At 37.9% G+C, this 12,493-nt stretch carries 17 protein-coding genes; 1 reads left to right on the forward strand and 16 read right to left on the reverse strand.

Annotated features, from left to right (window positions below; translation table 11 throughout):
* Window position 1: 1 nt before the first annotated feature.
* The 8 genes from galT to ACO5V7_RS03610 all read right to left on the reverse strand — a co-directional run bounded on the left by galT (window position 2) and on the right by ACO5V7_RS03610 (window position 6,732).
* Entirely contained in the window at window positions 2-1,477 is a 1,476-nt protein-coding gene (gene galT / locus ACO5V7_RS03575; RefSeq protein WP_485485078.1) for a UDP-glucose--hexose-1-phosphate uridylyltransferase, read from the reverse strand.
* 56 nt (window positions 1,478-1,533) lie between these two features.
* Window positions 1,534-2,280, reverse strand: a complete 747-nt coding sequence (locus tag ACO5V7_RS03580; RefSeq protein ID WP_485485079.1) for a PP2C family serine/threonine-protein phosphatase — start codon at window positions 2,278-2,280, stop codon at window positions 1,534-1,536.
* Window positions 2,270-4,339, reverse strand: coding sequence for a glycosyl hydrolase family 28-related protein (locus ACO5V7_RS03585; protein ID WP_485485080.1), 2,070 nt, complete (start codon window positions 4,337-4,339; stop codon window positions 2,270-2,272). The genes ACO5V7_RS03580 and ACO5V7_RS03585 overlap by 11 nt, the downstream gene beginning before the upstream one ends.
* Window positions 4,340-4,529: 190 nt before the next feature.
* Window positions 4,530-4,937, reverse strand: a complete 408-nt coding sequence (locus ACO5V7_RS03590; protein ID WP_485485081.1) for a hypothetical protein — start codon at window positions 4,935-4,937, stop codon at window positions 4,530-4,532.
* A gap of 14 nt (window positions 4,938-4,951) precedes the next feature.
* Window positions 4,952-5,152 carry a hypothetical protein gene (locus ACO5V7_RS03595; protein WP_485485082.1) on the reverse strand — a complete coding sequence of 67 codons (201 nt, stop codon included), beginning with the start codon at window positions 5,150-5,152 and terminating at the stop codon, window positions 4,952-4,954.
* Between the two features lie 65 nt (window positions 5,153-5,217).
* Entirely contained in the window at window positions 5,218-5,652 is a 435-nt protein-coding gene (locus ACO5V7_RS03600) for a GNAT family N-acetyltransferase (RefSeq protein WP_485485083.1), read from the reverse strand.
* Window positions 5,653-5,662: 10 nt separating this feature from the next.
* On the reverse strand, window positions 5,663-6,496 hold the full coding sequence (locus ACO5V7_RS03605) for a hypothetical protein (RefSeq protein ID WP_485485084.1): 834 nt from the start codon (window positions 6,494-6,496) through the stop codon (window positions 5,663-5,665).
* Window positions 6,497-6,570: 74 nt separating this feature from the next.
* Complete coding sequence (locus ACO5V7_RS03610) at window positions 6,571-6,732, reverse strand: hypothetical protein (RefSeq protein WP_485485085.1); 162 nt, start codon at window positions 6,730-6,732, stop codon at window positions 6,571-6,573.
* A 33-nt stretch (window positions 6,733-6,765) separates the two neighbouring features.
* On the opposite strand from ACO5V7_RS03610, the gene ACO5V7_RS03615 reads away from it, so the two are divergent.
* On the forward strand, window positions 6,766-7,023 hold the full coding sequence (locus ACO5V7_RS03615) for a hypothetical protein (protein ID WP_485485086.1): 258 nt from the start codon (window positions 6,766-6,768) through the stop codon (window positions 7,021-7,023).
* A gap of 63 nt (window positions 7,024-7,086) precedes the next feature.
* On the opposite strand, the gene ACO5V7_RS03620 is transcribed toward ACO5V7_RS03615, so the two are convergent.
* The 8 genes from ACO5V7_RS03620 to ACO5V7_RS03655 form a co-directional block, all read right to left on the reverse strand.
* Window positions 7,087-7,485 (reverse strand): hypothetical protein, encoded by a 399-nt coding sequence (locus ACO5V7_RS03620; RefSeq protein WP_298646582.1) that lies wholly within the window; start codon window positions 7,483-7,485, stop codon window positions 7,087-7,089.
* A gap of 15 nt (window positions 7,486-7,500) precedes the next feature.
* Window positions 7,501-8,064, reverse strand: a complete 564-nt coding sequence (locus ACO5V7_RS03625) for a hypothetical protein (RefSeq protein ID WP_298646579.1) — start codon at window positions 8,062-8,064, stop codon at window positions 7,501-7,503.
* Window positions 8,065-8,130: 66 nt separating this feature from the next.
* Window positions 8,131-8,892, reverse strand: a complete 762-nt coding sequence (locus tag ACO5V7_RS03630; protein ID WP_485485087.1) for a hypothetical protein — start codon at window positions 8,890-8,892, stop codon at window positions 8,131-8,133.
* Between the two features lie 196 nt (window positions 8,893-9,088).
* On the reverse strand, window positions 9,089-9,388 hold the full coding sequence (locus ACO5V7_RS03635) for a hypothetical protein (protein ID WP_485485088.1): 300 nt from the start codon (window positions 9,386-9,388) through the stop codon (window positions 9,089-9,091).
* A gap of 25 nt (window positions 9,389-9,413) precedes the next feature.
* Window positions 9,414-9,938: a cysteine hydrolase family protein gene (locus tag ACO5V7_RS03640; RefSeq protein WP_485485089.1), complete on the reverse strand. Its 525-nt coding sequence runs from the start codon at window positions 9,936-9,938 to the stop codon at window positions 9,414-9,416.
* Window positions 9,939-9,994: 56 nt separating this feature from the next.
* Window positions 9,995-10,561, reverse strand: coding sequence for a hypothetical protein (locus ACO5V7_RS03645; protein WP_485485090.1), 567 nt, complete (start codon window positions 10,559-10,561; stop codon window positions 9,995-9,997).
* A 181-nt stretch (window positions 10,562-10,742) separates the two neighbouring features.
* On the reverse strand, window positions 10,743-11,360 hold the full coding sequence (locus ACO5V7_RS03650; protein WP_485485091.1) for an SAP domain-containing protein: 618 nt from the start codon (window positions 11,358-11,360) through the stop codon (window positions 10,743-10,745).
* 85 nt (window positions 11,361-11,445) lie between these two features.
* Window positions 11,446-12,270, reverse strand: a complete 825-nt coding sequence (locus ACO5V7_RS03655) for an ADP-ribosylglycohydrolase family protein (protein ID WP_485485092.1) — start codon at window positions 12,268-12,270, stop codon at window positions 11,446-11,448.
* Window positions 12,271-12,493 lie beyond the last annotated feature (223 nt).

Consider the following 12,493-nt stretch of genomic DNA (forward strand, 5'->3'; position numbering starts at 1 on the left):
CCTAATTAATTCCAACCGACTTAACAAATCTCATAAATGCTTCATGTCCAAACGGAGTATTCTTATAAACGCCAGCATCTTCGAGAACTCTTGCAAACACTTGTCCTACTTCGTGTTGAACTACGCTATTAATCTCTTCTTCTTTAACGTTAAGGTATTTTTCTTTTAATTGGTCTGCCCATTCTAAATGATAATCTGCAATTGCGTTATCTTTGCCCAAAAGATATTTCTCAACTTCCTCTAACTCTGTTTTCAAACGAGGTGGTAAAATAGCAAGTCCCATCACTTCAATTAACCCGATATTTTCCTTTTTAATATGCTGAACATCTTTATGAGGATGATATACGCCATCTGGATGTAACTCTGATGTGTGATTATCTCTCAAAACAAGATCCATTTCAAATTGACCATCCACTACACGAGCAATCGGAGTGATTGTATGGTGCGGAATTTCTCCAGTTGTAGAAATAATATCTGCCTCTAAATCGGTATACCCTTGCCATGATTTTAAAATCTTCGAAGCTAATTCCACTATTCTTTGTTTATTCTTACCACGTAATCGAAGAACAGACATTGGCCATTTCACAATACCAGCTTGAATATCTTCGAATCCTGAAAATACGAAGGTTGTTTCACATTCCGCTACTTCCATTGGGAAAACGTATTTTCCACCTTGATAATGGTTGTGACTTAAAATAGAGCCACCTGCAATAGGGAGGTCTGCGTTTGATCCTGCAAAATAATCCGGAATAATATCTACAATTTCTAATAGTTGTTCAAATGTTTTAGGAGAAATCACCATCGGAATATGCTTTGTATTTAGAAAAATGGCATGCTCATTAAAATATGAATATGGTGAATATTGTAATCCCCATTCTTCATCTCCAAGTTTCATTCGGATAATTCTATGATTCGCACGAGCTGGATAGTTTACTCTTCCTTGATACCCTTCATTTTCCATACACAAAAGACATTTTGGATAATTCGAAGCTTTCATCAATTTCTCAGCTGCAATTGTTTTAGGGTCTTTTTCTGGTTTAGAAAGATTAATCGTAATCTCAAGCGGTCCATATTTTGTTTCTGCACAGAATGCAATATTTTTAGCAATCGCTGATAATTTAATATAGTCGTTGTCTTTACTTAGTTGATAAAAATCATTTACAGCTTTTTCAGGGGATTCTTGATAAGTACTCCAGAAATTTTCATTAACAGCACTTGGAATTGGAGTAATAAAGTTCATTAACTCTGCGCCTAAACAGTCTTTTTCTTCTGCCAAGGGGCCTACTTTCCCATTTTTCTCAGCTAATTCAACGAGCATATCTTTTAATTTTTTTATATCCGTTTCAGTTGTAGATGTATTAGCCCCTTCCTCTCCGACTAGAGCAAGTATTCTATTCTTTACATATGAGTAATCCATAGGTTTATACAGCCCAGATTGAATTACTTGTTCAACAAAATTATTGATTACTGTTTGCATCATTTCCTCCTCTTAATCTATTTGATTATTCAATTATTTTCTTCATTTCAGGGTCTTCAATCCTTTAAAAGATCAACAACTAGTATACTTGCATCATCTTTCTTTCCATAAATAGGATCGACTTCCTGTGATTGCTTTCTCATTACAATTAAATCATCCAACTTATCCTCTGGATGTTGAGAATAAAACTCATAAAAGCCATCACTCATTAATACAATTTGATTACTAGTCACTTCTGTACTTTCGTAAATAGCATGTTCCACACAAGATTCATCCAGCGAGCCAATCCAATATCCATTTGATGTATTGGCCAGTTCTCTAATTTTTTGTAAGATTATTTTTCTTTGGACGCCTTCCTTACTTGAATGTGCAATTTCGTTTTTTCCTAAATCAAACAAACGGTCCACACGATGGTCGGTTATCTCTTTGTCATTCACGAGCACGACACAATCTCCAAGAATCATGTATTCCAGTTTTGTTTTTGTTAATTTTGCAAAAACAAAGGCGAAAGTCGGCAGTTTACAATATTCTTCATGGTTAAAATCATCTAACCCTATAATCGAACGGACCTCCTTAATACTTTCAGAAAAAATTTCTTTTAACGTTTTTGATTCTGCACAATGTTTTGCAATCACCTTAGACAATAAATGCGTTACTTCAGAAACCGAATATCCAATCGATTTTTTTGCATTATATAAATCTGTGGCTCCATCAATCACCCAAAAGAAATTTCCAAAACTACCAAGCGCATCTTCGTTTTCAGCCGCCGTACCTTGAATAGAACAAATGATTTTAATTTTCATGACGTTTCTTCACTCCTCCGACTCCAAAAAACACTCCTAATCCAACAAGGGAAGCAATAGCACCTAAATAACTATTCGTTCCTGTTTGTGGTAATTCTTTTTGATTTCTGTTTGCTTCAGCTTGAACGAGTGCTTCTTTTGCTGGAGTGTCGGATTTCTTGCCTTCTTCAGAAACCTTACGGAATTCGTACTGTATATATCTTTCAAATCGTTCCCCTTGTGCAATCGGAATAATTACTTCCCCAACTTTGTTAATTAAGTTAGCTGATTGATCATCGGAGTAGGTTGCAAGATAATAATACCCATTTTTATTTCTTGCAATTACATGATAGTTCCCATTTTCTGTATGAATATCGGCATTCCCAAGCCCTAAAGCTACTACGGAAATATTTCCATAATCTCCAGAATTTAGCAATGAAATGGAGTTCCCAGTTAAGTTTGAAAAAAAATTATCGATTGCTGTAATGCTACCTGTAGAGTTATTGATGACAATCCCATCTTTTCCGCCGTTAATAACGTTCCCTGAAACAGTTAATCCATCACTAATGCGGAGAAGTTCAATTGAAGGAACTTCAGAATCTTGAGCTTGATTATTAATGATATTGTTTGTTACTTCAATATCTTTTACTTTTCCTAAGTACTCTTCACTATCTCTGGCTACTCGGATCGCTTGTGTTTTAGGATCTTTAATATTGAATCGATTATTTGTGATTACTACTTTCTTATTTAAGTCCAGAACATCTTCTGTATTTTTGTAACTAAAGGCATTTACTAACGCTCCACCATCTTCTCTGTATCGAACACTTTCTTCCTTTGTCTTTTTATCAAATACATTATCTTTAATCACAATATCTGTGAATCCAGTAAATCGAATCCCTGAATAAACTAAGTTGTCGAAATGATTGTTCAAAATCTTAATATTCGAAGGATTTTGAGTAGTAACGGCTTGATAATGCGTACCAATTGCGGTTACCAACTCACCGGACTTATCACTCTTTCCAAAGTATGAATTTTGAATGGTTACATTTTCTGACTTCACACCAGTTTCGTTTAATGCGTACGGGAATCCTTTTCTTGTCATCGGTTCGATTTGAATCGACTCTTTTGTAATCATCGCATTATCTTTAATCGTTTTAGGTAATGCTTGACCTAAGAAACGAGATTGATCCACCAATACATTTTTAGACCCCGCAATTTGAATGGCATGCCCTTGATAACTATCTTTAAACGTTACATTGCGGATAGTGACATTTGAGCTATTCCCAATCGCAAAACCACCAGAAGAATTAATAAACGGTAAATTCTTTGGTTTAGTGCCTTCTTCATTCAAAGCACCATTCATATCAATCGTACCACCCGTAAAACTAATGTTTTCTGTTGGCTCCCAGAAAATCTTATCTCCTCCATTAATGAAAGGACCCGTCATAAATACGATTGAAGGACGTCCTTGGAAATTAATTCCGTTAACAATCGTTGCATCATCATGCAAGCGAATATCGATATTACTCTTTAATTGGACCATTTTCTTTACAAGATACGTTCCTTCAGGGAAATATAATTTTCCTCCACCTAGTCCTTGAGATGCAGCATCGATAGCTGCCTGCATAGCTTCATGATCATCCGTAACTCCATCCCCAACTGCACCAAAATCTTTAACATTTAAAGTATCAGTTGTAGGTTGAGCAGCTTCTACCCCATTCGCACTTCTTTCCGATACAGAATGAAGTGCGATAGCTGGTGCATTTAGTTTTTCATCATTTGTATCTTTATTTACTTCTTCTACTTTTTCACCGGCATCAGCTTTCTTAGGAGTTTCTACATTTTCTTTTGGAATTGCATTCTCTACCGTAGTTTCTAACTGATTATCCTTTTGAACTTTTTCAGGCGATGTCACCGTTGTTACTAGCTTGTTTTGTTCTGTAGTTGACTGAGTAGAGGGGGCTACTTCCTCTGCCAATACATTTTGTGCGTCCACAAAGGAAACCGCTAACAAAATTGAGCAAACTCCAACTTTTAACTTACGAATACCAAATACTTTTTTGCCGTCTAAACGTTTCATAATGACCTCCATATTTTCAGACCTAATAGATATTCACTTATTTGACACCGGTGTCATTTTATGACGACTACATCTTACCGCTCGAACGATTAAATGTCAAGCGTTTTCAAAATTACTCGTTTATATACTAAATCAAAGTAACAAAAAAGAATGCTGATCTTCAACATTCTTCTTCACGCTATTTTTATTCTTAGTTCTTCTGAATTCTTATTGGATACCGCTTCACGGCTTGAGGTAACTCCTCCAGCAGTACATCATTAGCTTTTCTTTTCCCCATGAAGAACATCGTCGTTGTTTTGTCCTTTTGTTCAATTGTGACAACATAACGGGCGCCTCCACCTTTTCTTCCTCGCATGAAATCAACTGAAATCTGGCGAATCGATGATAGAGGAATACGACGCTTTTTGAAACAGAACGCCACATGAATGTAAAACATTCCTTTCGCAATATGAAACGGTGCCGTAAACGGACCTCCGCTCTGTTTTGCGGCTGTCCATCTGCGAACGAAAATGACAAGCACACAAGTCGCAATAAACCCAAAACTCACCAGGAATATCAGCGGAATCCCTAATCCCGCTTCACTTTCTATTATTGCCATGTCGTTTCCCCTTTCTACCTTTCTTCTTTTTGATTTTTCATACTCCTTGTAAGAGGCCACAATGCTCCTGCTATTAACAAGACACCCACAACAAAAATTGGAGCTTCTAACGCTTTGATTTCTTCCATAAACGGTACGACATACATGCTAAGCTCTACCAAGATGACTCCAATAAGAATCAGCACACACACTAGAATTTTCCCTTTTTTAGACATCGACTTCTACCCTTTCTTTATTGATGAGTTGTCATTCCTCTTTTTCACCACAATGGACTAATCCCTTAAATCACTAGCTCCATCGTGATTTCATCCCCATCTACATCGCCTGTATGTTTGAACCCTAGGCTTTTGAACAGGATTCTTGCACCTTCATTTTCTTCGACATAACAAAGAACAATCTTCTGGAATCGTCCCTCTTGCTTCATGCGGTCTATTATTAGTTGTGCAGCTTTTTTCCCGTAGCCTTTCCCCTGATAGCGTTCATCAATAAAGAATTGGCTAAAATCATAGGCATTTAACGGCGGGCAATCGTAATAGAGGGCCATTCCGACTGGTAACTCATCCTCGTAAATCACATACGCAACACTTCCCAGATGTCGATAAGCATAGGCGCGTGCGAGTAGTGTCGTCGAATTAGCAACGTATTTTTCTTGTTGTGGAGAAACTCGTAGAGGAATTCTCCAGTTTTCCGGTGTCATTTCTTTTAGATGGATCATCTCTTTCTCCTCACTTCCACTGCAAAGGTAAATGAGAGTCGATAACACTCGCATTCCGATATGTAATTACTTTGTTTAATCTATCAAAATACGTCCTCCAGTCTTTTTTGGAAAAACTTCGATATTTATATTCTGAAACTTCAGCATTATCTATCAACGGCTGCAAGTTTTCTACTGTTATCTCTAAATTCTGTTGATCTATGGCAACTTTTCCATTCTTAATTTCACTTAAAGAGTATTGGAAAAAGTCTTGAGAAAACATACATTCTAAGTTTTCCGAATAAATCCATTCCACCAAATTTGTCTCGTTTCTATCGAAATACTCAAATAGATTCCCTTTAAAACAATAGTACAAAAACTGATCCAGTTTATCTTCTGACATCATAAACTTATCGGGATTCAAATTCCGTTTTCCTGCTGAATTTTTCATGTTCGGTAACAATAACAAATTCCCTCTAGAGGCATACTGTTCTGCTAAATCATTAAAAAGCGTCCACTCCTCATTTTTATGATTTAAAAGAATTGTATCGATACTGGCATTATTTTTCGCTATTATCTTGCCTTCTTTATTAAGACCTAAATAATAAGTCAGCGGAGCCCAAATGGAAGTCATAATGTCGCCGCGTTCAGCAAAATCCTTTTTCTCCCAACTGTTTTCAAGGGAAGAAATTTTTTCATCAAAATGATAAAAGTATACCGCATCCGAATCATATAAAAATCGAGGTGATATAGGGATATCATCCTTATAATAGCGCATTAACATTTCTAAACCATTATTACCTTTATAATCCACTAAGGCTGTTGAAAAGATGTGATCAAAAACTTCCTTGCTACTTCCTTTCATTTTTCCTCCCGCTCCCTTCTAATCGATTCATTCAGTGCTATTTCCTTCTGCTTATTGTTCATTCTACCTCTATCTTACCGAGCTTTTTTATTTTTTTCCACCTCTTTTAAGTAGGTTTTAGGTTCTTTGTGCAAAGTATAGTTAATCAAACGAAAAGGAGAAGCTCCCCAACCAGGCGAGCAGTCGTAGCCATTATCACATTGGTCACAGGAAGCGTGTACGAATTCTTCAGCCACCAAGTGTACACCCCATTCATGTACTTGCTGTTTATGATTCCACTCGTGCTTGGAGTTATGCCAAATCTCATCGCAAAAATGACCGGGAAAACTTTCTTAGAGTCCAAAGACGCGCAAGCAGCCTACAAGATGGGTGCCCTCACCTTCAGCTTCTGCAGCTTCCTCAAAGGAGTCTTCGACATCTACGGAACCAGCTCCGTCTACCCAACCCTCTACTTACCAGTCGGTAAGGTGCTGCTAGTCGCAGCCCTCGGGTTAGAGATGTACTACAAAAAGGCAGTTGCTAAATAAAAAGGCCGGAGCCCCTTTAAGGTCTCCGGTTGTTATTCTTAACAGATAATGCCTACGAAAATATTAAAAATAAGCAACTTCTGCATCTCCATAATCAATAATATCCATTGTATTTAATGACATTTTCAAGCCAATTCCATGCTCCGATTCTCTAGGAGACCCAAATACTAGCCCAAAAATAAAATCTGGTTCGTCATCTTCTGATAACAAATGTATTCCAAGTAATTCTAAAGGTATTTTTTCGCCAAATTCGTTAAAAACTTTCTCTTCTGCTTTATAAAACCACACTCCTGATTTTTCTAACAGTTGATGTATTTTTGTTTGATAACTGTTTGGAAGATTCGTTGCGAATTCAGATATTTCTAAATCATCTGATACCTCTAACCAAACTTTTCTACTCACTTCAGGAATCGTTACATATGTCCCGAAATTTTCATCTAAGACTATTTTAAACTCATTCATATGTTTCTCCTTTAACTATTTATTCTCTTTTTTATTCTTAATAAAGACGATGATCACTATACAAATCACTAACCCTGTAGCTGCTGGTTTAACGAGTGCCATTCCATTTTCTCCACTAGAAAGGATACTATGGACGACCTTTAGTACAGCTCCAGCGATTACAACCCATAATAATTGTCCCCATTTTCGATTCCAAGTAGTATAAATCAAAAGAATAAAGAATAATAAAATCAATGTACAAACCACTATTTTCTCAGTTGTCCAACCACTCGTTAAATAATTCTTTTCGAACTCTAAGAATAAATGAACCTGTTCATCCACCACTTCTGGTTTTGGAAACCAAAACATACTCGTAAATAAGCAGAAAATCGACAGAAATAGAATCGAAAATGATTGTTTATAAGCACCAATAACAATTGGGATTATAAACAATGGTCTAATATACCAACTGAGAATATTTTGGTGTCTTGAAAAAGCCCATGTAAAAAAATCTCGATTTGTAAAAAACATATAAATCAATACTACTGTTGAAATCGCAAAAAATAATCCCATTATTCTATCTAATTTTTTAATTTTCATTCTCTATCTCCATTAATTCAAAAACTTATTTATCTTATTACAAAATCATTTGTAATGACGCTTCTTCTATCTTTCAAGTGTCCCATTCAGCAAACCCTGTGCCATTCTCACCACATACAACTCTTCATCTTCATGAACGAGCTTGCTTAGTAATTCGTGAGCCCGAGCCGCATCGCCTTTAATGGTGGCATTCAAGGCTTGATAGTAGATGATTTCTAACTGTGGATACTTGAATTCATTCGTCAAAGTTTCGAAGTAGTCGTTACTCTCACGCGCGATGGTTAAGTCATAGAGAGCCACACTTACTTGTTCGGTTTTCTTGGCCAATGTCTCTTCTGTAATCGTCAGTTCGTTAAGCAGTACATCCAGTTCTTCTCGGCTTAACTCCGGTTGACTCAAAACGACTGAACGAATTAAATAGCTTTCCAAAATATCCTTAAATTGCGGCTTAAGTCCCTCCAATTCCAAGGCTTCTTTGGCTTTTTGAACCGCTGTTTCAAATTCCCCCGTCATGTAGGCGTAAGAGACTTCTGTCGTTTTTGCATCTACCTGAAGTGCTGCTCTTTTGGCCGTTTTATTGAACTCGATATATTGTTTCCACGATGCCAAATCCAAATCCACATGGAGTAATTTCGCTACAATACCTAGATACCATTTATTGATTAGTTGGATCCCCAATAATAATCCTGCGAAAATCACTAGGACGCCCACTGTTTGAAGAAGCGTATCGCTTATCACCACTGCGACACAAAGAATCAAAATCATTGCTACAATTCCTGCACCTCTAGTATACAGTGTGTATTTTTTTCGTACTGCTTGATAATCCATGTGATTCCTCCAAACTCACTCATTGCCACTTAAAAACTACTTGTCTGGGCTTTGATTGTGGCAATATCATGTTCAAAATACTATCTGAATCCATTATCTCATGTTCACCCTTTTGCTTCAATGACTTAGTGAACATTATTGTATAAACGAAAAAACAGGCAAATTTTACTTCGCCTGCTTCTGATTTAATTTTCTTTTATAGTCCCCTTATCAACTCTTTCTGGACCACAAAGCGACTGTTGCCGTCCTCTGTTTCAAGCCCATGCGGTACTGACGTATCAATTTCAACGACGTCCCCTAAATCACGGAGGACTTCCACCGCGATAAATTTTTCAACTGGACGGCTCCCTACTTCCTCCTCTTCCAATCCGAACACTGGAAGCTTGTCCACGAAAGTATGCTCCACCCCGTTCGCATCCGTCAGAATCGCCTTGCACCAACCCGGAAACTGATCAAGGCCGAACGCCTCTACGATTTTCACTTTACAGTCAACCATCTCATTCTTCTTGTTCCCGAAAGATTTACCCTCTCTCTTTGAACTCATCGAAGTATAGAACCTCGACTTGCCCAGACCAATCCAAGACGCAGCCAACGAAGTCCACAATATCTAGCCCTGGCATTTCATAAGTGTCGCCGTCATTGACGCTGCCCGTTGCATCTTCAATGTAAGTCACCTTATAGCCTCTGTCTGAGGCGATAATAGCAGAAAATAGGCAGCAGTATTCCGCGTTCAGTCCTGTAATCACCACTTCATCGACCGGATGGTTCGCAAGAATTGCCTTCAACTCTTCACTCTGGAAAATATTTGGTGAGTTTTTTTCTACGATAAAATCCGCATCCGCAGAAAGCTCTTCGTCAAGCTCTCCCCTTTCATCACCATTGTAAATAATACTCTCCTCATTCTCATCAATATGACGCGTATGAATAATAAGGTCCCCGCTCGCTTTAAACATCTCTTGTAATTTCAAAATATTCTCTCTAAGCAGGTCAAAATTTCCTCTAGCCAACATTCCTTTTTGGCAATCTAAAACAATTAGTGCTTTCACTTATGGTGCTCCTTTAATTTTAATCGGACAAATACGTCACTCGCTCGTAACATCCTTTAGTTTAACGATTGTAGTTCTTCTTTCACATACCCTTCTACATCTTCAACCTCTACAAACAGCGGGTCTAAGTGACACAAAAAGTGCCAATCTTCAGTGCCTCGTTTTCTGTAGAGAATCGCTTCGCCGTCTTCACTTCCAAAAAAGCTTCTGTCGACTTCATATCCTTTGCTTTCTAAGAATGCTTTTGCCTTGCGGAAGTTTGCTTCTCTGGCTTCGACATAGGCTTTCACTTCATCGTTGTTAATGACATACGCGTCGATTAGTGAGTAGCCTTCGATCATTTTATCGTTTGGTTCGGATAGATTTGAAATTTCTTTCCAAACAATAATCACAATTTCATTAGGGTCGAACATCCATTTAGACAAGGGTACAATGTTTCCGTTAAAGACAATCTCCATATAATCCGGTAAACTTGCAGGATTAAAAGATTCCATTTCAAACTCATCTACTTTTTCTAGAGTGTATCCTGGGATTTGAGCTACAAAAGCTCTTCCCTCTTCTAAAGAATCAAACGCGACTAAATCTTTTTTATAATCACCTTGATACAATTCCAATATAACCATCGATAACCCTCCTAAGCTTTTTCGTTCTAAACATTATTATGCTGCCGTCAATTATCATGAAACAAGCGCTCACGATGTACATCCAGTAGATCTGCCTTCATGAGGAACCCTATCTATAATCCTTTAAAAGGTACGTAGAGGCTTTCGCAACAACGGATCAGATAGAAGAAAGAGTAGTTGCTTATTTACGATACTCCTCTATTTTGTGGCTATGTTCTTTCAGAAGCTGTTTGGAATAAACTTTTTCATTTTTTGAATCTCGAACTTCCCTCCAAAGGATCGCTGCAACAGTTAACTTGTTCGCATACTGATAGCTACATTCATCCGTACAAAAGTCTTTTAAAAATTGATTCCACTGACAAGCCGAATGATCATATTTGGCGTAATCTGACTCTCCATAATAAATTTTAATCATATCTTGAATCGTAAATTTTAAATCATTATCCCTTTTTACTTTTCGCCAAGCAGTTGCCATATCCGCATTGAATTTAAACGGACTAACCCCTGTCACGGCTGAAAAATAATCTCTAAACTTCTGGTTAAAAGAAAACCCACAGTTCAGGAGCGGGGTTTCTAAAGTGATTACTTCGGATTGAGTTTTGAGACCTTTCCTCACAGATTTCTCTACTTTATTTCCTTGAAAATATTGTTCAATAATAAAAGTCAATTCTTTCTTCGTACCCCTGTACTCTAAACCAAGAGACTTACAAATTTGGGAAAGTTCCTCTCGATACCAATAGTATTGGTTAAATTCTTCAAATGATTTTATCTCTTTAAAACTAGGTCTATTTTCCGCCAAACTATCCCCTCCATCCTTCAAATCTACGACAGTAACGTCAATCCGCATGCCCCGTCAACGTGTGGACATACACCTATATATACGATTATTTGATTACAACGAATTCTTCCCATCGTCTAAGCACCTCTTTCAAAGGCTCATCGAGATAGCTATAGGACTTGTCCTTAATCCACTCAGGAATTCCATAAGCTGCCTCGGCGATACTTCCTGTGATTGCAGCAAGAGTGTCGCTGTCCCCACCAAGAGAAATCGCATTTCGAATCGCATCTTCAAAATCAGTACTTTCTAAAAAGGCAACGATTGCCTGAGGAACGGTATCCTGACAGGTTTCATTGAATCGATACGTAGGACGAATTTCATCCAGTGTTTTAGAAAGGTCATATCCATATTCTTTCTCGATATGTTCCTTAACACGTCTTTTGATTTCCGCAGGGTTCTCGCTACCATCACTACCGAAGAAATAACGGCACATATAAATAGCATCCGCTGTAGCCATCGCTCCTTTGATTCCTTCTGGATGGTTATGCGTTACCTCCGAAGAAAGTTGCGCCAGACGTTTCCCCTCGGACGGCAACTCGCCTGTTGTGGCCTCCATCACCCAAGCACACGGAGAAACGCGCATCGCAGAACCATTTCCAAAACTATTGTAAGGTTCACGGTTGTCCGTCATAAGCCAACGATTGAAACGAGCTCCGTAATCCGCATTTGGATACATTCTACCGTACTTCTTCATGGCATCAATGAAGTCATCCTTCTGTCCGCCATTCATGATTGCTTCCGCCACAGCACAGGTCATCACCGTATCATCTGTGAAAAAACAATCGTCCCTAAACAAGGGAAAATCCTTCGTTTTAATATTGTTCCATTCATAAACAGAACCCACAACATCTCCAACAATTGCTCCTAACATATATATTCCTCCTTATAAAAATACCCATTATAAATTTACTTTACTTATGAATCAGATTGCACAAGCAGTGATACCGACTCAACGTGCCCGGTCATCGGGAACATATATACGGGTTGCACGTACTGTACCTCGTAGCCTCGTTTTTTTAACTGCTAAGTTAAATCACTAATTGTCACCCTCTAGCTGGACCTGTGTATGAGCTAGCAAATCTCCTAGATGCCTT

The sequence above is a fragment of the Granulicatella sp. genome, from assembly GCF_057274575.1.

Excerpts from the sequence above, each read along its gene's own strand:
- galT (WP_485485078.1), bottom strand. The coding sequence starts at position 1,477 with ATGCAAACAGTAATCAATAATTTTGTTGAACAAGTAATTCAATCTGGG.
- ACO5V7_RS03580 (WP_485485079.1), bottom strand. The coding sequence starts at position 2,280 with ATGAAAATTAAAATCATTTGTTCTATTCAAGGTACGGCGGCTGAAAAC.
- ACO5V7_RS03585 (WP_485485080.1), bottom strand. The coding sequence starts at position 4,339 with ATGAAACGTTTAGACGGCAAAAAAGTATTTGGTATTCGTAAGTTAAAA.
- ACO5V7_RS03590 (WP_485485081.1), bottom strand. The coding sequence starts at position 4,937 with ATGGCAATAATAGAAAGTGAAGCGGGATTAGGGATTCCGCTGATATTC.
- ACO5V7_RS03595 (WP_485485082.1), bottom strand. The coding sequence starts at position 5,152 with ATGTCTAAAAAAGGGAAAATTCTAGTGTGTGTGCTGATTCTTATTGGA.
- ACO5V7_RS03600 (WP_485485083.1), bottom strand. The coding sequence starts at position 5,652 with ATGATCCATCTAAAAGAAATGACACCGGAAAACTGGAGAATTCCTCTA.
- ACO5V7_RS03605 (WP_485485084.1), bottom strand. The coding sequence starts at position 6,496 with ATGAAAGGAAGTAGCAAGGAAGTTTTTGATCACATCTTTTCAACAGCC.
- ACO5V7_RS03615 (WP_485485086.1), top strand. The coding sequence starts at position 6,766 with ATGATTCCACTCGTGCTTGGAGTTATGCCAAATCTCATCGCAAAAATG.
- ACO5V7_RS03620 (WP_298646582.1), bottom strand. The coding sequence starts at position 7,485 with ATGAATGAGTTTAAAATAGTCTTAGATGAAAATTTCGGGACATATGTA.
- ACO5V7_RS03625 (WP_298646579.1), bottom strand. The coding sequence starts at position 8,064 with ATGAAAATTAAAAAATTAGATAGAATAATGGGATTATTTTTTGCGATT.
- ACO5V7_RS03630 (WP_485485087.1), bottom strand. The coding sequence starts at position 8,892 with ATGGATTATCAAGCAGTACGAAAAAAATACACACTGTATACTAGAGGT.
- ACO5V7_RS03635 (WP_485485088.1), bottom strand. The coding sequence starts at position 9,388 with ATGGTTGACTGTAAAGTGAAAATCGTAGAGGCGTTCGGCCTTGATCAG.
- ACO5V7_RS03645 (WP_485485090.1), bottom strand. The coding sequence starts at position 10,561 with ATGGTTATATTGGAATTGTATCAAGGTGATTATAAAAAAGATTTAGTC.
- ACO5V7_RS03655 (WP_485485092.1), bottom strand. The coding sequence starts at position 12,270 with ATGTTAGGAGCAATTGTTGGAGATGTTGTGGGTTCTGTTTATGAATGG.